The 16,937-nt window shown below is 61.8% G+C and carries 26 protein-coding genes and 1 pseudogene; 18 read left to right on the forward strand and 9 right to left on the reverse strand.

What is annotated here, in order from left to right:
- From IV113_RS14435 to IV113_RS14480, 10 genes and pseudogenes are all read left to right on the forward strand, one after another.
- Nucleotides 1–211, forward strand: a pseudogene (locus IV113_RS14435) (sulfite dehydrogenase); the annotation flags it as partial.
- Between the two features lie 11 nt (nt 212–222).
- The gene (locus tag IV113_RS14440; RefSeq protein ID WP_291086344.1) at nt 223–1,281 is read left to right on the forward strand and encodes a c-type cytochrome; all 1,059 of its coding nucleotides are present in this window, start codon (nt 223–225) and stop codon (nt 1,279–1,281) included.
- 119 nt (nt 1,282–1,400) lie between these two features.
- Nucleotides 1,401–1,733 carry a c-type cytochrome gene (locus IV113_RS14445; RefSeq protein ID WP_291086440.1) on the forward strand — a complete coding sequence of 111 codons (333 nt, stop codon included), beginning with the start codon at nt 1,401–1,403 and terminating at the stop codon, nt 1,731–1,733.
- Nucleotides 1,734–1,767: 34 nt separating this feature from the next.
- Nucleotides 1,768–2,223, forward strand: a complete 456-nt coding sequence (soxY, locus tag IV113_RS14450) for a thiosulfate oxidation carrier protein SoxY (RefSeq protein WP_291086346.1) — start codon at nt 1,768–1,770, stop codon at nt 2,221–2,223.
- 52 nt (nt 2,224–2,275) lie between these two features.
- Nucleotides 2,276–2,587 (forward strand): thiosulfate oxidation carrier complex protein SoxZ, encoded by a 312-nt coding sequence (gene soxZ / locus IV113_RS14455; RefSeq protein ID WP_291086348.1) that lies wholly within the window; start codon nt 2,276–2,278, stop codon nt 2,585–2,587.
- A 44-nt stretch (nt 2,588–2,631) separates the two neighbouring features.
- Nucleotides 2,632–3,441: a sulfur oxidation c-type cytochrome SoxA gene (gene soxA / locus IV113_RS14460; protein ID WP_291086350.1), complete on the forward strand. Its 810-nt coding sequence runs from the start codon at nt 2,632–2,634 to the stop codon at nt 3,439–3,441.
- 16 nt (nt 3,442–3,457) lie between these two features.
- Nucleotides 3,458–4,108, forward strand: coding sequence for a sulfur oxidation c-type cytochrome SoxX (gene soxX / locus IV113_RS14465; protein ID WP_291086352.1), 651 nt, complete (start codon nt 3,458–3,460; stop codon nt 4,106–4,108).
- Nucleotides 4,109–4,197: 89 nt separating this feature from the next.
- Nucleotides 4,198–5,928: a thiosulfohydrolase SoxB gene (soxB, locus tag IV113_RS14470; protein WP_291086354.1), complete on the forward strand. Its 1,731-nt coding sequence runs from the start codon at nt 4,198–4,200 to the stop codon at nt 5,926–5,928.
- A 112-nt stretch (nt 5,929–6,040) separates the two neighbouring features.
- Nucleotides 6,041–6,415: a metalloregulator ArsR/SmtB family transcription factor gene (locus tag IV113_RS14475; RefSeq protein WP_291086356.1), complete on the forward strand. Its 375-nt coding sequence runs from the start codon at nt 6,041–6,043 to the stop codon at nt 6,413–6,415.
- A 124-nt stretch (nt 6,416–6,539) separates the two neighbouring features.
- Nucleotides 6,540–7,118 (forward strand): sulfurtransferase, encoded by a 579-nt coding sequence (locus IV113_RS14480; RefSeq protein ID WP_291086358.1) that lies wholly within the window; start codon nt 6,540–6,542, stop codon nt 7,116–7,118.
- Nucleotides 7,119–7,186: 68 nt separating this feature from the next.
- On the opposite strand, the gene IV113_RS14485 is transcribed toward IV113_RS14480, so the two are convergent.
- On the reverse strand, nt 7,187–7,966 hold the full coding sequence (locus tag IV113_RS14485; protein WP_291086360.1) for a substrate-binding domain-containing protein: 780 nt from the start codon (nt 7,964–7,966) through the stop codon (nt 7,187–7,189).
- Between the two features lie 248 nt (nt 7,967–8,214).
- On the opposite strand from IV113_RS14485, the gene IV113_RS14490 reads away from it, so the two are divergent.
- Genes IV113_RS14490 through IV113_RS14500 form a run of 3 tightly spaced genes read left to right on the forward strand, consistent with a single transcriptional unit; the run spans nt 8,215 to nt 9,927 of the window.
- Nucleotides 8,215–8,601, forward strand: a complete 387-nt coding sequence (locus IV113_RS14490; protein ID WP_291086362.1) for a hypothetical protein — start codon at nt 8,215–8,217, stop codon at nt 8,599–8,601.
- 37 nt (nt 8,602–8,638) lie between these two features.
- Nucleotides 8,639–9,133, forward strand: a complete 495-nt coding sequence (locus IV113_RS14495) for an RNA polymerase sigma factor (RefSeq protein ID WP_291086442.1) — start codon at nt 8,639–8,641, stop codon at nt 9,131–9,133.
- Nucleotides 9,130–9,927, forward strand: a complete 798-nt coding sequence (locus IV113_RS14500) for an anti-sigma factor (protein WP_291086364.1) — start codon at nt 9,130–9,132, stop codon at nt 9,925–9,927. The genes IV113_RS14495 and IV113_RS14500 overlap by 4 nt, the downstream gene beginning before the upstream one ends.
- 162 nt (nt 9,928–10,089) lie before the next feature.
- Here IV113_RS14500 and IV113_RS14505 read toward each other — a convergent pair whose 3' ends face one another.
- From IV113_RS14505 to IV113_RS14520, 4 genes are all read right to left on the reverse strand, one after another.
- Entirely contained in the window at nt 10,090–10,392 is a 303-nt protein-coding gene (locus IV113_RS14505; RefSeq protein ID WP_291086366.1) for a methyltransferase, read from the reverse strand.
- 179 nt (nt 10,393–10,571) lie between these two features.
- Nucleotides 10,572–11,207, reverse strand: a complete 636-nt coding sequence (locus IV113_RS14510; protein WP_291086368.1) for a class I SAM-dependent methyltransferase — start codon at nt 11,205–11,207, stop codon at nt 10,572–10,574.
- Nucleotides 11,208–11,227: 20 nt separating this feature from the next.
- A complete protein-coding gene (locus IV113_RS14515; RefSeq protein WP_291086370.1) occupies nt 11,228–12,043 on the reverse strand; it encodes a TlpA family protein disulfide reductase in 816 nt (271 codons plus the stop codon).
- 4 nt (nt 12,044–12,047) lie between these two features.
- Nucleotides 12,048–12,551: a prolyl oligopeptidase family serine peptidase gene (locus IV113_RS14520; protein WP_363318622.1), complete on the reverse strand. Its 504-nt coding sequence runs from the start codon at nt 12,549–12,551 to the stop codon at nt 12,048–12,050.
- Nucleotides 12,552–12,805: 254 nt separating this feature from the next.
- Between IV113_RS14520 and IV113_RS14525 the strand changes: the two genes are divergently transcribed.
- Complete coding sequence (locus tag IV113_RS14525) at nt 12,806–12,955, forward strand: hypothetical protein (RefSeq protein ID WP_291086372.1); 150 nt, start codon at nt 12,806–12,808, stop codon at nt 12,953–12,955.
- 37 nt (nt 12,956–12,992) lie between these two features.
- On the opposite strand, the gene IV113_RS14530 is transcribed toward IV113_RS14525, so the two are convergent.
- The 4 genes from IV113_RS14530 to IV113_RS14545 all read right to left on the reverse strand — a co-directional run bounded on the left by IV113_RS14530 (nt 12,993) and on the right by IV113_RS14545 (nt 15,129).
- The gene (locus IV113_RS14530; protein ID WP_291086373.1) at nt 12,993–13,451 is read right to left on the reverse strand and encodes a DUF6789 family protein; all 459 of its coding nucleotides are present in this window, start codon (nt 13,449–13,451) and stop codon (nt 12,993–12,995) included.
- A 13-nt stretch (nt 13,452–13,464) separates the two neighbouring features.
- Nucleotides 13,465–13,914, reverse strand: a complete 450-nt coding sequence (locus tag IV113_RS14535) for an OsmC family protein (protein ID WP_291086375.1) — start codon at nt 13,912–13,914, stop codon at nt 13,465–13,467.
- An 84-nt stretch (nt 13,915–13,998) separates the two neighbouring features.
- The gene (locus IV113_RS14540) at nt 13,999–14,190 is read right to left on the reverse strand and encodes a DUF2892 domain-containing protein (protein WP_291086376.1); all 192 of its coding nucleotides are present in this window, start codon (nt 14,188–14,190) and stop codon (nt 13,999–14,001) included.
- 54 nt (nt 14,191–14,244) lie between these two features.
- A complete protein-coding gene (locus IV113_RS14545; protein ID WP_291086377.1) occupies nt 14,245–15,129 on the reverse strand; it encodes an MBL fold metallo-hydrolase in 885 nt (294 codons plus the stop codon).
- 141 nt (nt 15,130–15,270) lie between these two features.
- Between IV113_RS14545 and IV113_RS14550 the strand changes: the two genes are divergently transcribed.
- The 4 genes from IV113_RS14550 to IV113_RS14565 are packed head-to-tail and all read left to right on the forward strand — an operon-like array spanning nt 15,271 to nt 16,911.
- Complete coding sequence (locus IV113_RS14550; protein WP_291086379.1) at nt 15,271–15,591, forward strand: metalloregulator ArsR/SmtB family transcription factor; 321 nt, start codon at nt 15,271–15,273, stop codon at nt 15,589–15,591.
- A 3-nt stretch (nt 15,592–15,594) separates the two neighbouring features.
- On the forward strand, nt 15,595–16,032 hold the full coding sequence (locus IV113_RS14555) for a YeeE/YedE family protein (RefSeq protein ID WP_291086381.1): 438 nt from the start codon (nt 15,595–15,597) through the stop codon (nt 16,030–16,032).
- Nucleotides 16,033–16,043: 11 nt separating this feature from the next.
- Nucleotides 16,044–16,478, forward strand: a complete 435-nt coding sequence (locus IV113_RS14560) for a DUF6691 family protein (protein ID WP_291086383.1) — start codon at nt 16,044–16,046, stop codon at nt 16,476–16,478.
- 1 nt (nt 16,479) lies between these two features.
- Nucleotides 16,480–16,911: a TIGR01244 family sulfur transferase gene (locus IV113_RS14565; RefSeq protein WP_291086385.1), complete on the forward strand. Its 432-nt coding sequence runs from the start codon at nt 16,480–16,482 to the stop codon at nt 16,909–16,911.
- The last annotated feature ends 26 nt before the right edge of the window (nt 16,912–16,937 follow it).

Below are 16,937 nucleotides of genomic sequence, written 5' to 3' on the forward strand. Positions count from 1 at the left end.
CAAGGCGCTCACGCGCTTCAACATCGACTGGGTGTGGGACGGCAAGCCCGCCGTGTTGCAGAGCCGTGCAGTCGACAGCACGGGCTATGTGCAGCCCAAGATCAACCAGCTGCGCGCGGTGCGCGGCACGCGCTCGGTGTACCACCAGAACGCCATCCAGTCCTGGCGTGTCGCTGAAAACGGCGAAGTCTCCAACGTGCAGGTGTATTGATGAGGCCCGCCATGCGAACCCTGACCTTCCTCGCCGCAGCGCTTGTCACCAGTGCAGCCTGGGCGCAAACCCCACCCTGGAACGACCTGGGCCGCAACGCCACCAAGGCCGAAGTGCAGGCCTGGGACATCGACGTGCGCCCCGACTTCAAGGGCTTGCCCAAAGGGGCCGGCAGTGTGGCCCTGGGCGAGCGCGTGTGGGAAGCGCAGTGCGCGTCCTGCCACGGCAGCTTTGGCGAAAGCAACGAGGTGTTCACCCCCATCGTGGGTGGAACCACCAAAGCCGATATCGAGCGCGGCCGGGTGAAGAACCTGGAGCCGGGCAGCACCTTCCCGCAGAAGACCACCATGATGAAGGTCGCCACCGTCTCGACCTTGTGGGACTACATCAACCGCGCCATGCCCTGGAACGCGCCCAAGTCGCTCAAACCCGACGAGGTTTATGGCGTGCTGGCGTACATCCTGAGCCTGGCTGAGGTGGTGCCAGCCGACTTCACGCTGAGCGACCAGAATATCGCCGACGTGCAAAAGCGCATGCCCAACAGATCCGGCATGGTGTTTTACGAGCCGCTGTGGAAGGCCAATGGCAAGGGCGACGTGGCCAACGTGGCCTGCATGAAGGACTGCCCGGTGGAGACCACCATCCGCTCCTCTTTGCCCGACTTTGCGCGTGACGCGCACGGCAACATCCAGGAGCAGAACCGCGTGATCGGTCCGGTGCGCGGTGCCGACACGACCAAGCCCGCGCCCACGGCGCCGGTGGGCAGCGGACCCAAGCCAGCGGCAGTGGTGGTGGCAGCTGTCAAGTCAGGGGATGGTGATGTGAAGGGTTTGCTCGCTGCCAACAGTTGCACCGCCTGCCACGGCATGAGTCAAAAGATCGTAGGGCCAGGGTTCAACGAGATCGCGGCGAAGCACAAGGGCAAGGAGGGGTTGGAGGCTTACTTGGTTGGCAAGATCAAGCAGGGTGGCTCTGGCGTCTATGGGTCGATTCCCATGCCCCCCCAACCTCAACTGAGTGCCGCCGACGCCAGCACCATGGCGAAATGGATAGCGGCGGGCGCAAAGTGAGGCCAGCCTAAGCTCAAGTCGAGTTTTTCTGATCAAACGGTCCAGCAACATTAATTTTGACGGCTGTATTGCGAGTATTCCCCATTCCAACTGCGACCAGGAGACCATAACCTATGACCATGATTTCAACCACACTGCTGATTGCAACCACGTTTACCTTGATCAGCGGTGCAGCGCTTGCGCAAGACGCGGCAGCCGCAAAGATACTTGCTTCAAAGAGTGCCTGCATGGCTTGTCATGCGGTGGACAAGAAACTGGTTGGCCCGGCTTTCAAGGACGTGGCGGCCAAACACGCCGGCCAGGCCGATGCGCTGGAGAAGGTGTCGGCGCGTATCAAGTCCGGAGGCTCTGGCATGTACGGCCCGGTGCCGATGCCCGCGCAGGCCCATCTCAAAGACGACGAGCTCAAGCTGCTGGCAGGTTGGATCCTTGCCGGCGCACCAGATAAATAAACTTGCAACGTTCCTAAATTCACAGGAGTCTTTCATGAACAACGCACGCAGAAATGCCCTCAAGACCACCGGGGCTTTTGCCACGCTGGTGTCGCTGGGCATCGTCACGCAAAGCCAGGCGCACGCCGCCATGGATCGCGCCGGTTTTGACATCAAGACCATGGCCGATGCGGTCAAGGCCTTGGGTGGCACCGCCGCCAACAGCGACCAGGTCATCGTGGTCGCACCCGACATCGCCGAGAACGGCGCCGTGGTGCCCGTGGGCGCCACCAGCAAGCTGCCCAACACCACCGAGATCTACCTCATCGTCGAGAAGAATCCCACGCCCATGGCCGCCGGTTTCAAGATCCCCGCCGGCACCGCGGCCGACGTGCAGACCCGCCTGAAGATGGGCCAGAGCTCCAACGTGTTCGCCGTGGTCAAGGCCGATGGCAAGCTGTTCTCGGCCTTCAAGGAAACCAAGGTCACGCTTGGCGGTTGCGGCGGCTGATCGCCCCCCGACCTTTTGCACAACCCCATTCACAGAATTTCAGGAGTCCAACATGGCTGATCCGATGCGCATCCGCGCCGCCGTCGCTGGTGACGAAACCACCGTCCGCGTGCTCATGTCCCACATCATGGAGCCCGGCACGCGCAGGGACGCCGCCGGCGCCCTCATTCCCGGCCACTTCATCAAGGATGTGGAAGCCACCCACAACGGCAAGGTCGTGCTCGAAGCTGCGTTCAGCGGCGCCGTGGCGCAGAACCCGTTTCTGTCCTTCAAGTTCAAGGGCGGCGCCAAGGGTGACAAGGTCGTCGTCAAGTGGGTGGACACCAAAGGTGATACACGCACCGACGAAGCTCTGATCGCTTGAACAGAGCCCCGCTTTTCCGCGATCCGATAACAAGAGGAGACCCCATGAAGAAGACCCTGACCACCTCGCTGCTGGCGCTCGCTGCGCTGTGCGGCGCTGTCGGCGCATCAAACGCGCAAGGCACGGCCGCTGAAGGCATTGCCAAGTACCGCGAGATGCTGCAGGACGGCAACCCGGCCGAGCTGTTCGAGATGAAGGGCGAGGAGCTCTGGAAACAGAAGCGGGGTCCGAAGAACGCATCGCTGGAGCAGTGCGATCTGGGCAAGGGACCTGGGGTCATCAAGGGGGCGTTCGTTGAACTGCCCAAGCACTTCGCCGACACCGGGCGCGTGCAGGATCTGGAGACGCGTCTGATCACCTGCATGGAGACGCTGCAGGGTTTCAAGGGTGAAGACATTGCCAAGACGGCGTTTGGCCGCGGCGAGATGGCCAACGTGACAGCACTGGCCACCTATGTGGCCACGGCCTCCAAGGGCATGCGCTTCAACCTGTCGCAGAAACATGCGCAGGAAAAAATGATGTACGAGACCGGCAAGCAGTTGTTCTTTACGCGCGGCGGCACGCACGACTTCTCGTGCGCTTCGTGCCACGGCAGCGACGACAAACGCATCCGCCTGCAAGACCTGCCCAACCTCACCAAGAACCCGGGCGACGGCATCGGTTTTGCGGCCTGGCCGGCGTACCGCGTGTCCAACGCGCAGATGTGGGGCATGCAGCTGCGCCTGAACGATTGTTTCCGCCAGATGCGCTGGCCCGAGCCCAAGTTCGGCAGCGACGCCACCATCGCCTTGTCGGTGTACATGGGCGTGAACGCCAAGACGGCCGAGTCCATCGTGCCGGCCATCAAGCGCTGATCTGGAGACACATCTCATGAAGCAAATCCATTCCCTGGCCCTGTTGCCCCTGACGGTTCTGGTGTTGTCGGCCTGCTCCTCGGCACCTTCACCGGCCGATGTGAACAAAGCCACCGCCGACCTGCTCAAGAACTCGTTCCAGGCGCGTGGCATCGCCACGCTGGACCGGCTCAACCAGGACCAGGCCAACGCCGAATGCGCCGTGGCCGACGCTTCCGGCAAACCGCTGGACGAGAAGATGAGCAAGGCCATTGAAGAGGCCAGCATGAAGACTGTGAAGTGGCCCACCGACGGCAAGTTCCTCGGTGACTGGAAAGAGGGCGAGAAGATCGCCCAGAGCGGTCGCGGCCTGACCTGGACCGACAAGGCCGGCGAAGCCAACGGTGGCAATTGCTACAACTGCCACATGATCAGCAAGGAGGAAATCTCCTTCGGCACGCTGGGCCCCAGCCTCTACAACTACGGCAAGTTGCGCGGTGTGACCGACCCGGCCAGCGCCGGTGGCAAGGCCATCGTCGAATACACCTGGGGCAAGCTGTGGAACGCGCGCGCCTACAACGCGTGTTCACAAATGCCGCGCGTGGGTCACATGGCCATCCTGAACCAGAAGCAGATCCAGGATGTGATGGCCCTGCTGCTCGACCCGGCGTCGCCAGTCAACAAATGACAACCACGCCCCGGTTGCCACTGGCGACCGAGGTTCTCGCTAAAAAATTTCGCGTAAATATCAGCGATCAATTATCTATAGGTGCAGCAATGAGTTTCAGCCGCCGTGAATTCATGCAGGTGCTGGCCGTGGCCAGCGCCACCGGCATGGCCCTCAACCACCGCGATGTGTTGGCCGCTGCGCCGGGCGCTGGTGAGCGCCTGTACAACGTGCCGAAGTTCGGCAACGTGAGCTTTCTGCACTTCACCGACTGCCATGCGCAGCTCACGCCCATCCACTTCCGCGAGCCCAGCGTGAACCTGGGTGTGGCCGAAGCGGTGGGCCGCCCGCCGCACATCGTGGGTGAGAAGCTGCTCAAGCAGTTCGGCATCAAGCCCGGCTCTGCCCAAGCCCACGCCTTCTCCTACCTCGACTTCAGCCAGGCCGCCAAAACCTACGGCAAGGTCGGCGGCTTTGCCCACCTGGCCACGCTGATCAAGCAGATGAAGGCCAGCCGCCCGAACGCGCTGCTGCTCGACGGCGGCGACACCTGGCAGGGCTCGGCTACCTCGCTCTGGACCAACGGCCAGGACATGGTGGACGCCTGCAAGCTGCTCGGCGTGAACATGATGACCTCGCATTGGGAGCACACCTTCGGCGCCAAACGTGTGCAGGAGATCGTGGAGAAAGATCTGAAGGGGAACATGGAATTCCTCGCGCAGAACATCAAGACCACCGACTTCGAGGACATGGTTTTCAAGCCGTATGCGATGCGCGAAATGAATGGCGTGCAGGTGGCGGTGATCGGCCAGGCCTTCCCCTACACGCCCATTGCCAACCCGCGCTACATGGTGCCCGACTGGACCTTCGGCATCCAGGACGAGCACATGCAGAAGATGGTGGACGAGGCGCGCGGCAAGGGCGCGCAGGTGGTGGTGGTGCTCTCGCACAACGGCATGGACGTGGACATCAAGATGGCGGCTCGCGTGCGCGGCATCGACGCCATCCTCGGTGGCCACACACACGACGGTATGCCCGCGCCCTTTGTGGTGAAAAACGCCGGTGGCCAGACGCTGGTGACCAACGCTGGCTCCAACAGCAAGTTCCTCGGCGTGCTCGACTTCGACGTGCGGGCTGGCCGGGTGCAGGGCTTTCAATACAAGCTGCTGCCCATCTTCTCCAACCTGCTGCCGGCCGATACGGCCATGCAGGCGCACATCGACAAGGTGCGTGCGCCGTACAAGACCAAGCTCGAAGAAAAGCTCGCCGTGACCGAAGACCTGCTGTACCGCCGCGGCAATTTCAACGGCTCGTGGGACCAGGTGATCTGCGACGCGCTGATGCAGAACAAGGGCGCCGACATGGCGTTTTCGCCCGGCGTGCGCTGGGGCACCTCGCTGCTGCCGGGCGACACCATCACCTACGAACGCATGATGGACCAGATGGCGCTGACCTACCCGGCCACCACGCTCAACACCTTCACCGGCGAGCAGATCAAGACCATCCTGGAAGACGTGGCCGACAACATCTTCAACCCCGACCCTTACTACCAGCAGGGCGGCGACATGGTGCGCGTGGGCGGCATGCAGTACACGGTGACGCCGAATGCCGCCATGGGCCAGCGCATCAACAACATGACGCTCAAAGGCAAGCCGATCGAGGCCGACAAAACCTACAAGGTGGCCGGCTGGGCGTCGGTGCAAGAGGGCGCCCAAGGCGAGCCGATCTGGGACGTGGTCTCTGGCTACCTGCGCGACAAAAAGGTCATCAAAGGCGTGCAGATCAACACGCCACGAATCATCGGCATGGACGGCAATCCAGGTTTGGTGGCGATGAAATAGGGCTGTTGGCCCCACCCGTTCGGTTGGTTGATTTCGTTTTGGTCTTCAATGTTGCGCCGATTTAAATCAAGCCCATTGAGGTTTTACGAAATGACATTCGAAATCATAAAATATGAACGATGCCTTGTTGGATGAAGAGGGAAGTGCTGACGCAATATTTGAATCTGCAGCAGAATTGTTTGGTCTGTTGTCTTCGCCTATTCGATTGCAAATCATCCACATTCTGTGCGATTGTGAGATGAATGTGACTCAGTTGCTGGAAGTCATCGACACCACTCAGCCAAATATTTCTCAACACCTCAGTTTGCTGTATCGGACCGGTGTATTGGGTCGGAAGAAAAATGGGGCTCAGATTTACTACAGACTCAAAAGCAAGAAGGTTGCTTTGCTGTGTAAGACAGTTTGGCTCTCATCGTTGGCGACCTCATCGAACGCTGACAGTCGTCATATGGATATTTCGTCAAAATATCAGAATTTAGTGCCTTGACGCTTCGCGGCATCTGATTGCCGATGCAGCTCAAGCCAGATGCATGTACCAAACCAATCACTACTCAAAAGAGACAACAATGCGCTCAAGTTCGGATCGACGTCAATTCATTCAAGGTGCTGGTTTGGCCACCTTGTTCACTTCCATTGGGGTGAGTATCCCAGTTTTATCCCACGCTGCGGTGGATGCCGTATCGTTGCCAGAGGTCAAACGCACGCGGGCGGGACTCTATGTTGAAGCTTCGGAGGTGCCCGGGTTCGTCGAAGCACGCGGAGGTTTTGGGAAGATTCTTTTTCTCGACATCAGAACCCGCGTCGAGGCCATGTATCTGGGAATGGCCAATTCCGTGGATGCACTGGTTCCCTATGTAGAACACCAGGAGCTGATGACTGACTGGGACGACGTACGCGGCGGCTATCGCTTGGAGCCAATGCAGGACTTTGTGCCCGAGGTCAACCGTCGGCTGCAGTCCAAAGCACTGACGAAGGAGGCTGTGGTATTGCTGATTTGCCGATCCGGAGACCGGAGCAGTCGCGCCGCCAACAGGCTGATGGATGACGGCTTCACTCAAGTGTGGTCGGTTGTGGATGGATTCGAAGGTGACATGAGCAAAGAGGGCCGGCGCAGTGTCAATGGATGGAAGAACGCCGGCCTTCCATGGAGCTACAAGCTCGAACGCACCCGAATGTATTTTCCACGCTGAAGGAATTTACCAATGCCTCTTTGGCAGTAGTGGGGTGATGCCCGTGCAGAAGCACGGACAAACTGCCATCAGTTAGTTTTCCATCCCCACTTCGAAAATATGGCTGCTCCAGCCGGTGATTGGAGAAAATTCACGAACTTCTGCGCTGGTGGCTTTTCCTTGCCACGGGTGGTTACTGCAATGCCAGCATCTCGGTAGACGGCGTACTCAGGTGCAATCGGGATCACATCAGCGAGATCTGGGCTCGCCACTTGCCAGATGTTCCAGATCAACCAAACGTCAATCGACTGATCAGCCACCCAAGTGGCTTTTGCCTCAGCGCTGTTGCGCGCATGGACGGCGATGTTGGAGCGCAAGCGACTGACGGTGCGGATGTCCCCTTTGCGCCCTGCGGCGTCCTCCCAAGCACCGTTCTGACCAGCGCCGTTGACCACAAGGACAGACACTCCGGGACGCAGAAGGTCCTCGAACGCACGAATGCGTCTGGGGTTGCCGGGTCGAACCAACATTGCCAATGGTCGCAGGTACAGCGGCGTCACGTCACGATGTGACACCTGCGGTTCAAGTGCAACGACAAAGTCGGTCATCATCGTCTCTGAACCGCTGTAGATGAGGTCGGCGTCGACCTTGGCTTGAGGCAGCCACTGCGGGGTGGGGCCTGCGACCACTTCGACCTTCGCACCGCCAGCTTTCTCGAAGGCTGCTGCAGCTTCCTTCATCGCGGGTGCCGGGCCGCCGGGCCCATAAATGCGCAGAGTCTGACCAGTCGCTGTGTTGGCCAGCAGCAGCGCAAAAGCGCACGCAGCGAAGAGCCGGGCGACTGGTTTTGGAAGATTGTTCTGATTCATGATGTTCACAAAGTTAGGGGAGTGGGATGCACTTGGCAGCGCACAAGTAAGGCACGTTGCGATATGCCTTGCTGGATGAACACCTTGGCACCGCGCTTTATTCCACGTCCGTGCGATCAATTCATGCCGGGCAAAGCCCGAAGCTTTGAACGGGGCCCTGGCGTACGCCGACGGTTGCTGGAATATTTTGGACACCTGCCGTGTTTACTCCCATGCAAGTTCCTTTCAACATTTTTAGCCGAGGTCCCATGAACCGTAAATTGACACTGACCGTGTTCGTAGCTGCTGCCGTTCTGGCAACAGGTTGCGCCAGCACCTTGACGAGCAACAACCCAGCGACAGCCGCTGATGGAGTGCTCGTTGGCACCAACGGCATGACTCTCTACACCTTTGACAAGGATGCCGCCAATTCAGGCAAGAGCGTTTGCAATGGGCCATGTGCGCAGAATTGGCCTCCATTGGTCGCTGCTGCCAACGCCGCCGCAAGTGAGGATTGGGTCGTGATCGCGCGCGACGACGGTAGCAACCAGTGGGCCTACAAGGGCAAGCCAGTCTACTTCTGGGCCAAAGATAAAAAACCAGGTGATCGCACAGGCGATGGGGTGAACGGCATCTGGCGCGTCGCCAAGCCTTGAGACCCATTTCCGTTTCGTCGCCATGGCGTTTGAGGAGATGCTGGTTCACATACCGTCACTGAGGCGTTATGCACGGCTGCTGACGGGTAGCTCCTCCCATGCAGACGACTTGGTCCAGGACACGCTGGAGAGGGCGTGTGTCAAATGGGCACTGTGGCAGCCAGGATCGGCATTGCGATCCTGGCTGTTCACCTTGATGCATAACCTCTACCTGAATCAACGGCGGGATTGGCGTCATGACGATACACACGCATCCATGGATGACGTGGCTGAACCAGCGTACGAGCCCTTCGTGCAGGCCAGCGAGCAAATGGACATGCAACTGGCGCTTGATCGCATGTCGCCAGCGTTGAGAGAGGTACTTCTGCTGGTGTCCGTTGAGGAGTACACCTATGCGGAAGCTGCCAAAATTCTGAATATCCCGATTGGCACGGTGATGTCACGTTTACACAGGGCGCGCGAACAACTCCGCGGCCTGATTAACCACGAGGAGGCCATGTCAACCCCCTCTTTGCATCTGGTGAAGCGATGATCGAGGACGAATCCGCCGTTAGCGAGGTTGAGTTACACGCGCTGGTTGACGGCCAGCTGGAGTCAATGCGCATTCCATATGTTCTGGAATGGCTGCGCCAGCATCCTGAAGACGCATTGCGTGTGGCCCAGTGGCAGGCGCAGCGGCTGCAGCTCCGCCGCTTGCATCGTTCAATCGCTTTGGGCGAATCGCCACCGGAACTGGTGCGAGCAGTCACCCAAGCGCCGCGTCGGATGCCTTGGCGGCATGCTGCCGCCGCCGCCTGGCTGTTGGGTGTTGGCGTTGTGAGTGGCATGATGGGAGGAAGCCTGCTGCCGTCGGGCAGCCGCAGCGCTTCACATGACGTGGCAGCACTCATGCCAAGTTTTGCCCGCGATGCTGTGCTCGCTCACGCAGTGTTCGCACCGGAAATCCGTCATCCGGTGGAAGTGACATCTGCCGACGAAGCCCATTTGGTTCAATGGTTAACGCGACGATTGGGTGCGCCCTTAAGGGCCCCAACGCTTCAGGCGCAGGGTTTTAATCTTCTCGGGGGACGCTTGTTGCCAGGAGCTGATGGTCCCAGAGCCCAATTCATGTACGAAGACAAGCAAGGGCAGCGTGTCACTCTCTACGTGACGGTTTTCGGGGAAGGGGTGGCTCCCACTGAAACTGCGTTCCGCTCGGCCCGGGATGGCACGGTCGAGTCGTTTTACTGGATTGAGGGGCGTTTTGGCTATGCCTTCAGTGGCGAGTTGCCCCGAGCAAGCGCAATGATGTTGGCCCGTGAGGTTTACCGGCAACTATCGCCGTGAAAGAAGCACGGGGACGCCAGAGTCGGCATGTCTCCATGCTCCCTGGGCTCAGTTTTCTCCGGTGCCGTGCGTGCGTCATGCTGGGATCCATGGCGGTTTCTACACATCGGTCTTGTCAGGGTACTGGCGTACTCAATTGCCTTCAGGTCGGAAAGTGAGCAATCAGCCTATCCAGGGCAAAAACCATCGTGTACGCTGGCGGCATGCGGCGTACTCGGGATGTACTTGGAGCATCCAGCGCTCTTCATAACGGGCCTTGAGGGTCAATACGACCACCAGCGCAAGTACGGCCAGCCACGTCCACCAAGCCTTGCTTGACCATGCACCAGCGATGCCACATGCCATGACGGCGGTGTACATCGGATGGCGAATCCACCGATAGGGCCCGTGTTGAATCAGGGTCGCGCCGGCGCGAGGCGCGGGCCGGAATTGAAGTCGCCCAGCCGGTTGGTAGACAGCGCCCACAGACCTAGGAGCGTGCCCAGCACGGCAAAGATCCAAGCCGCACGCGGTGCCTCTGCCGCCACGAATGCCGGCAGGTACTGCTACGCCAGGACGATGATCAGCCAGAACTGCAGGGTGACCAGGGCGCTGCCCATAAGGTGCTGGAAACGGGCGTCGGTGCTCAAGGGAATCTCCTGGTATCAGCGCCGCCGGGCGACCAGCCCGATCAGGGCTGAGCGACCGTGGTGACCACTGCCCTCGGCGAGGTCGGCTTCATACTCACGCAAGTGCTCGATGTCGAGTTCGCCGAATGCGTCGCGCAGCAAGCTCTCCGTGTACAGGTGCGATACCGGTGGCGGGCCGCCCGTTCGGTACTCGAGTTGCCTTGGCGTGTAGCCCTGCAGCACCAACCGCCCACCGGGTTTAAGGGCGCTCACCATGCGGGTGAACAGGCGTTCGCGCAGGGGAGGGTCGGCGAACTGCACGAAGATGGCTGCCACCCCGTCGCAGGCGGCCTCGGGCCAGGCATAGCCATCGCAGTCCGCTACCGAGAATCCAACTGACACACCGCGCTGCGCCGCAAGCAAGCGGGCCTTCGCCACGCCGGTCTCGGCGATGTCGAAGGCCTCCACGTTCAGGCTCTGTTCGGCCAGCCAGACGCTGTTACGGCCCTCGCCATCGGCCACGCACAACACGCGCTCGCTCGGTGACCAGACGGGCGCGTGTTCACGCAGCCAGCCGTTGGGCTCGGCGCCGAACAGGAAGCCGGGGGCGGCAAAGCGCTGGTTCCAGGCGTTCGCCGGATCGCTGAAAGGTGGATTGCTTTTTGTGTTCATGTTTGTCGCAGTGTGGCTCTTCAGGGGCCGGGCCTGAGCTGGCGCAGTCGATTCTGCAGAGCGGCCGCGTTGAGGATGCCGAAGTGCGGGTCGACTTGACGGCCCTGGGCATCGTAGAAGAGCGTGATGGGCACGCCACGCGAACCGATGGCCTGCCCCAGTGTGGACCCGCTGTCCAGCAGCACCTCGCGCAGAGGCAGGCCCTCCTGGCGCAAGTAGGTCTGCACGGTGGCAGGCGACTCGCCCTGGTTGACAAAGAGGAAGCCCACCGCCGTCTCGCGCTGCTGTGCGGCCGCGAGCACGGGCATCTCCACGCGGCAGGGGCCGCACCAGCTGGCCCAGAGATTGACGACCTCCGGCCGCCCACGGGCGGCTTCGGACAAGCTGACGGACCGGGTACCCTCCAGCTCGGTCAGTTGCACTGGCGGCATGGCTTGCGATCTCGCCAGCCCGCTTGCGGCGGTGGCCAGCCACCACAGCGCCACGCCCGCCGAGCTGCTCACGAGCCAGGCACGGCGCAGCGAGGGCTCGCGCAGGCTGCGCCACGCCAACCATGCCAGGCCAGCGACTAGCCCGGCGGGTGCGAACCAGCCGCCGTCGCGCAGATCCAGCGCAGCCCAGGGTGAGGCTAGGTAGGCATCAGCATGCAGGGCAAGGTAGGCCACGCGCGCCACCAGTAAGGCCAGCAGAGTCGCGTGCACCACCGCGCGGCCCGTCACCTTGTCCGATCCTTTGCGCGTGAGGCGCGTGGCCATCCAGGAAACGGCCCAGACGGCCGCCAGCAGAAGAACGGGTGCCATTGACAGCGCGATCGGGCCGAGGGCAATGGACAGCATGGGTTCAGTCTGCCCCGCAGTTCGAATGCTCGGGCGGCGCTTCAAACGCTGTGCTCAGAAACGCCACAAGGGCCCGGCCATGCGGTGCCAGGGCCTCACGCAGGTCGTGATCGCCGTCTACCAGCAGCAGATGAGCCTGGCTGGACGCGGTCAGCAGGCGGTATGCGTCCTCGACCGGCACCGTGTGGTGGTCGATGCCGTGCACGAGCAAGGTGGGGCAGCGCACCGCGGCCAGCGTGTTCAGGGGTGCGATCTCGTCAAACGTGGTGCCGATCGCCTGCTGCACACGGCGAAACACATACCAGACCAGCAGCGCCTGCGGTATGCGCTTTTCGGCCATGAACCGGCGCATCACCTCGCCCGGGTGGGCGAACGCCGACAGGCTGACCACGGCCCGCACGTCGTCGTGGTGAGCAGCGTGCAGCAGGGCGGCGGTTGCGCCCACCGAGTGCCCCAGCAGTGCAAGGCGGCGGGTATCGATGTTCGGCTGGCGCCGCAGGCAGGCCAGGCCAGGCCCGAGGCAATGTCCTCTGCAAAGCGCGGCATGGACGTGAAGGTCTCGTCATCGCTGTGCCCATGGCATCGGGCATCGATCAGCAGCACGGCGAAACTGGCACTGTGCAGCGGAGGCACCACCGGCCCCATCATCGCTGCGTTCGAGCCCCAACCATGCATCACCAGCACCGCGGGTGCCGGTCGGGCAAAACCGGGCGGCGGCAACACCCACCGCCCCGTTAGGCGTTTGCCGCCGGCGGTGGGTATGTGGACCTGCTGGATGCGATCGGGCGCAAGTCCGAATGCGTTGGGCAGGTGTGCATGGAGCACGCGCGGCGCACGCAAGCCGCGCTCGATGCCAAGGTGTACCAGCCGGCGCAAGATCCACAAGCCACCTGCCGTGGCGACCGCACCTAGGATCATGGTCATTTGCGTGTGGGTGATGGGACGCGGCTCATCCCGGCACCTGCCGCGAGTTGGCGGCGCTAGCAAAGCGTCTGGACGTCCAGCCGATCACCGCTCCAAAGATAACATGGCCGATCAGGCTGGGCAGCACCGTGGCCGCGCCCAGTTGCCAGGGCAGTGGATCGTTGAAGTACAGCGGGAGGGACAGCGAGTTAATTGCGACGTAGTAGGCTACGCCGTAGATTGCGCCGGACAGCACGGGCCGTTGGCGCGCACCGGTGCCCAGCAGGATGAGCAGCAAGGGCAGGGCCGAAACCCACCCGATCACGATGTGCTGCACGAACAGCATCCATGGCTGGGGGTCGTTCACAAATAGCCCCGCGAATTTCGGTCCGTAATGGCCTATGCGCAGGCCTGCGGCCTTGAACAGCGGGCTCAACGGAACGATGGCGAGGGAGGCGATGGTTCCCGAGCGGATGCTTTCGATCAGGATGGCTTTGGGCTGCATGGAGGCGGTCGGCTCAGGTCTGGTCGCGCAAGATGTGGCCGGCGGCGTCGACCACGGTCACCCGCACCGGGACGGCCTGGCGCACGCTCTGGGTGACGGTACAGAACTCCTCGAACTGCGCCAGTGCGCGGTCTAGGTGCTCCAGTGAACTTGCCACCACTCCGAGGGTGATAGTGGTGTGGATGCCCAGAATCCGCAGCCGGCCTTCGGGGTTGCGCCCCACCTCGGCCGTCACCTCGCAGCGCAGGGGTTCGGGTGCCTGCTTGAACTTTCGCAGCGCAAACAGCAACGAATCGCTCAGGCAGTTGCCGACCGACGCAGCCAGCAGTTGGGCGGGCGAGGGCCCTTCTCCCTTACCCAGGGGCGCGGGTTCGTCGGCGATCAACTCGGGGATGTTGTCGCCGAAGCGGATCTCGAAGCGGTAGTCGGTCTGCTGCCCGAGCGAAACGGATACGGCGGTCATGCAGATGTCCCAGTTGAGTTTGGGCGTAGGTTCGCCTGTGTTGTGCCCACCCTATATGGCAGGAAAGGTACAACCCTTCGCAACTCACTTCTTCAGGGAGCAGGTGTTAAAGCCGAAGATTGCGTAGGGTGGGCACCAGCCGATGAGGCCGGTGAGCAAGGGAACGATGCCCAGGTAGCCCCACAGACCGATGGTGCTGGTGATTGCACCCGCGATGAGGGCCAGGCCGATGACGACGCGCAGGGTGCGGTCAATGCCGCCGACGTTCTTGGTCATGTTGATTCTCCAAAAGTGAGGGATGAATAGCTAACTAACGGTCACTGCACTCGGTCAGAGTGCGTTCAGGGGGATCTTCAGGTAGGCCACGCCGTTGTCTTCTTTCGGTGGCAGCTCGCCGGCGCGGATGTTGACCTGGACCGACGGCAGGATCAGCGTGGGCATCTCCAGGGTGGCGTCGCGCCGAGTGCGCATGGCCACGAATTCGTCTTCGGTCACACCGTCGTGCACATGGATGTTCTTCGCGCGCTGTTCAGCCACCGTCGTCTCGAAAGCCACCGGCCGGTCGTTGGGTGGGTAGTCGTGGCACATGAACAGCCGCATCTCGGGTGGCAGGTTCAGCAGTTTGCGCGTGGAGGCATACAACGCACGGGCGTCACCTCCAGGGAAGTCGCAACGCGCGGTGCCCACATCGGGCATGAACAGCGTGTCGCCCACGAACACCGCGTCGCCGAAGCGGTAGGCCGCGCAGGCTGGCGTATGGCCGGGCACAAACATCACTTCCCCGGTCAATGCGCCCAGCGGAATGGTTTCTCCCTCATGGAACAGGTGGTCGAACTGCGAGCCGTCCGGTTTAAAACCCGGCTCAAGGTTGAACACGCCCTTGAAGACTTTTTGCACGGCGGTGATGTGGCCGCCGATGCCGATTTGTGCGCTCAGTCGGTCCCGCAGGTAGGGAGCGGCCGAAAGGTGGTCAGCGTGGGCGTGGGTCTCAAGGATCCATTGCACCTTGAGCTTGTTGGTGCGCACGTAGTCGATCACGCGGTCGGCCGAGGTGTGCTGTGTGCGGCCTGATTTCGGGTTGTAGTCGAGCACCGAATCGATGATGGCGGCTTCGCTGCCCGGGCCGTTGTGGACCACGTAGGTCACGGTCCAGGTGGCGGGATCGAACATGCCGTGCACTTGGGGGCTTGGAGTGGGGGTTGTGGCGGAGGTCATGAGAGCCTTCTTTAAATAAGTCAACTGTAATATATTGACAAATATATTATTTGTCAATATATTCTCGCCATCCGCTGGCCATCCGCTGGCCATCCGCTGGCCATTTGCTGGGCCGCCTCCATGAACCCGAAGGAAACATCGATGAAAAACTCTGTGCTGGATCTCGAAGAAATGCACTCGGCCGCAAGCCGCGCCTGCCGCCTGATGAAGGTGCTGGCCAACCCGGACCGGCTGCTGATCCTGTGCCAGCTCTCCCAGGGAGAGCGCCGCGTGGGGGAGCTCGAGGGGTTGCTCGGCATCGTGCAGCCCACCTTGTCGCAACAGCTCACGGTGCTGCGCGACGAGGAGTTGGTGAGCACCCGCCGTGAGGGCAAGAACATCCACTACGCACTGACCAGCCCCAAGGCGCTGGCCGTGATGCAGGTGCTATACGAACAATTTTGTGTTATCGACAAGGAGTGAGTCATGACGATTGATTGGGCCAGTTTCACGCCGTGGGCTTCGTTGTCCGGCGGCATCCTGCTGGGCGTTGCCTCGGCCCTTTTCATGCTGGTCAACGGCCGGGTGCTGGGCATCAGCGGCATCCTGGGTGGTCTGTTGCCGCCGAAGCCGGGCGACGCCGGCTGGCGCATCGCCTTCCTGCTGGGCATGCTGGCCGCGCCGTTGCTGTACGGCCTGCTGGCACCCGCCGGCTTCGTCAAGGCACCGACCATCGACGCGGGCTTCGCCACCATTGTGGCCGCCGGGTTGCTGGTGGGTCTGGGCACGCGCTACGGCTCGGGCTGCACCAGCGGGCACGGCGTGTGCGGCCTCTCGCGCCTGTCGCCGCGCTCCCTGGTGGCCACGCTCGCGTTCATGGGGGCGGGTTTTGTCATGGTCTTTGTGGTTCGCCACGTTCTGTAAGGAGCACACACATGCACCGCATAACCGAATTTTTTGTGGGTCTGCTGTTCGGCCTGGGCCTGTTGCTCTCGGGCATGACCGACCCGGCCAAGGTGCTGGGCTTCCTGGACCTCTTCGGCACCTGGGACCCGTCGCTGGCCTTTGTCATGGGTGGCGCTATCGCCGTGGGCTTCTTCGCCTTTGCGCTGGCCCGCAAACGCACCACCAACCTCCTCGGTGGCGCCTTGCACCTCCCGAAAGCCATCCAGATCGACAAGCGCCTGGTGCTCGGCGGTCTGACCTTTGGCGCAGGCTGGGGACTGGCGGGTTTCTGCCCCGGTCCGGGCATCGTCTCCATGGCCTCGGGCGAGGTGAAGGCGGCGGTGTTCGTGGCGGCCATGGTGGGGGGCATGGTGATTTTCGAGATCGCCGAGCGCAGTGTGTTTCGCCAGCGGGTAGGAGCCTGAAATGGCGCCTATGAACTTCGCCCAGTTGTCGGACACCCTGTCGGTCGCAGGGCAGATCTCGCCAGCCGATCTGCAGGCGATTGCGCGCTCTGGTTTCAAGTCCGTCATCTGCAACCGCCCAGATGGCGAAAGCCCGGGCCAGTTCAGCTCCCGGGAGCTGGCGGCTGCAGCCGGCCAGGCTGGATTGACGCTGGCCTACCTGCCAGTGGTCTCGGGTCGGATCACCCAGGAAGACGCACAGTCGTTCGCTGACTTGATGGACCAACTGCCCACGCCAGCGCTCGCGTACTGCCGCAGCGGTATGCGTTCGGCGACGCTGTGGGCGTTGTCGCAAGCGCGTTCGCAGGCTTGGCCCGATCTCGTGCAGCGCGTTGCACAAGCCGGATTCAATCTGAGCAGCGTGGCGCCACCCTCGAAGACTTTGTCCCTTTGACACTTGCCGTCTGAAGACACCGGCAT

Origin of the sequence: Hydrogenophaga sp., from assembly GCF_018780385.1 — a bacterium.
Lineage (GTDB): Bacteria > Pseudomonadota > Gammaproteobacteria > Burkholderiales > Burkholderiaceae_C > Hydrogenophaga.

What these genes read in the sequence shown, in the direction of transcription:
- IV113_RS14440 (WP_291086344.1), top strand. Translation starts at nt 223, where the DNA reads ATGCGAACCCTGACCTTCCTCGCCGCAGCGCTTGTCACCAGTGCAGCC.
- IV113_RS14445 (WP_291086440.1), top strand. Translation starts at nt 1,401, where the DNA reads ATGATTTCAACCACACTGCTGATTGCAACCACGTTTACCTTGATCAGC.
- soxY (WP_291086346.1), top strand. Translation starts at nt 1,768, where the DNA reads ATGAACAACGCACGCAGAAATGCCCTCAAGACCACCGGGGCTTTTGCC.
- soxZ (WP_291086348.1), top strand. Translation starts at nt 2,276, where the DNA reads ATGGCTGATCCGATGCGCATCCGCGCCGCCGTCGCTGGTGACGAAACC.
- soxA (WP_291086350.1), top strand. Translation starts at nt 2,632, where the DNA reads ATGAAGAAGACCCTGACCACCTCGCTGCTGGCGCTCGCTGCGCTGTGC.
- soxX (WP_291086352.1), top strand. Translation starts at nt 3,458, where the DNA reads ATGAAGCAAATCCATTCCCTGGCCCTGTTGCCCCTGACGGTTCTGGTG.
- soxB (WP_291086354.1), top strand. Translation starts at nt 4,198, where the DNA reads ATGAGTTTCAGCCGCCGTGAATTCATGCAGGTGCTGGCCGTGGCCAGC.
- IV113_RS14475 (WP_291086356.1), top strand. Translation starts at nt 6,041, where the DNA reads ATGAACGATGCCTTGTTGGATGAAGAGGGAAGTGCTGACGCAATATTT.
- IV113_RS14485 (WP_291086360.1), bottom strand. Translation starts at nt 7,966, where the DNA reads ATGAATCAGAACAATCTTCCAAAACCAGTCGCCCGGCTCTTCGCTGCG.
- IV113_RS14490 (WP_291086362.1), top strand. Translation starts at nt 8,215, where the DNA reads ATGAACCGTAAATTGACACTGACCGTGTTCGTAGCTGCTGCCGTTCTG.
- IV113_RS14495 (WP_291086442.1), top strand. Translation starts at nt 8,639, where the DNA reads ATGCTGGTTCACATACCGTCACTGAGGCGTTATGCACGGCTGCTGACG.
- IV113_RS14500 (WP_291086364.1), top strand. Translation starts at nt 9,130, where the DNA reads ATGATCGAGGACGAATCCGCCGTTAGCGAGGTTGAGTTACACGCGCTG.
- IV113_RS14510 (WP_291086368.1), bottom strand. Translation starts at nt 11,207, where the DNA reads ATGAACACAAAAAGCAATCCACCTTTCAGCGATCCGGCGAACGCCTGG.
- IV113_RS14515 (WP_291086370.1), bottom strand. Translation starts at nt 12,043, where the DNA reads ATGCTGTCCATTGCCCTCGGCCCGATCGCGCTGTCAATGGCACCCGTT.
- IV113_RS14530 (WP_291086373.1), bottom strand. Translation starts at nt 13,451, where the DNA reads ATGCAGCCCAAAGCCATCCTGATCGAAAGCATCCGCTCGGGAACCATC.
- IV113_RS14535 (WP_291086375.1), bottom strand. Translation starts at nt 13,914, where the DNA reads ATGACCGCCGTATCCGTTTCGCTCGGGCAGCAGACCGACTACCGCTTC.
- IV113_RS14540 (WP_291086376.1), bottom strand. Translation starts at nt 14,190, where the DNA reads ATGACCAAGAACGTCGGCGGCATTGACCGCACCCTGCGCGTCGTCATC.
- IV113_RS14545 (WP_291086377.1), bottom strand. Translation starts at nt 15,129, where the DNA reads ATGACCTCCGCCACAACCCCCACTCCAAGCCCCCAAGTGCACGGCATG.
- IV113_RS14550 (WP_291086379.1), top strand. Translation starts at nt 15,271, where the DNA reads ATGAAAAACTCTGTGCTGGATCTCGAAGAAATGCACTCGGCCGCAAGC.
- IV113_RS14555 (WP_291086381.1), top strand. Translation starts at nt 15,595, where the DNA reads ATGACGATTGATTGGGCCAGTTTCACGCCGTGGGCTTCGTTGTCCGGC.
- IV113_RS14560 (WP_291086383.1), top strand. Translation starts at nt 16,044, where the DNA reads ATGCACCGCATAACCGAATTTTTTGTGGGTCTGCTGTTCGGCCTGGGC.
- IV113_RS14565 (WP_291086385.1), top strand. Translation starts at nt 16,480, where the DNA reads ATGGCGCCTATGAACTTCGCCCAGTTGTCGGACACCCTGTCGGTCGCA.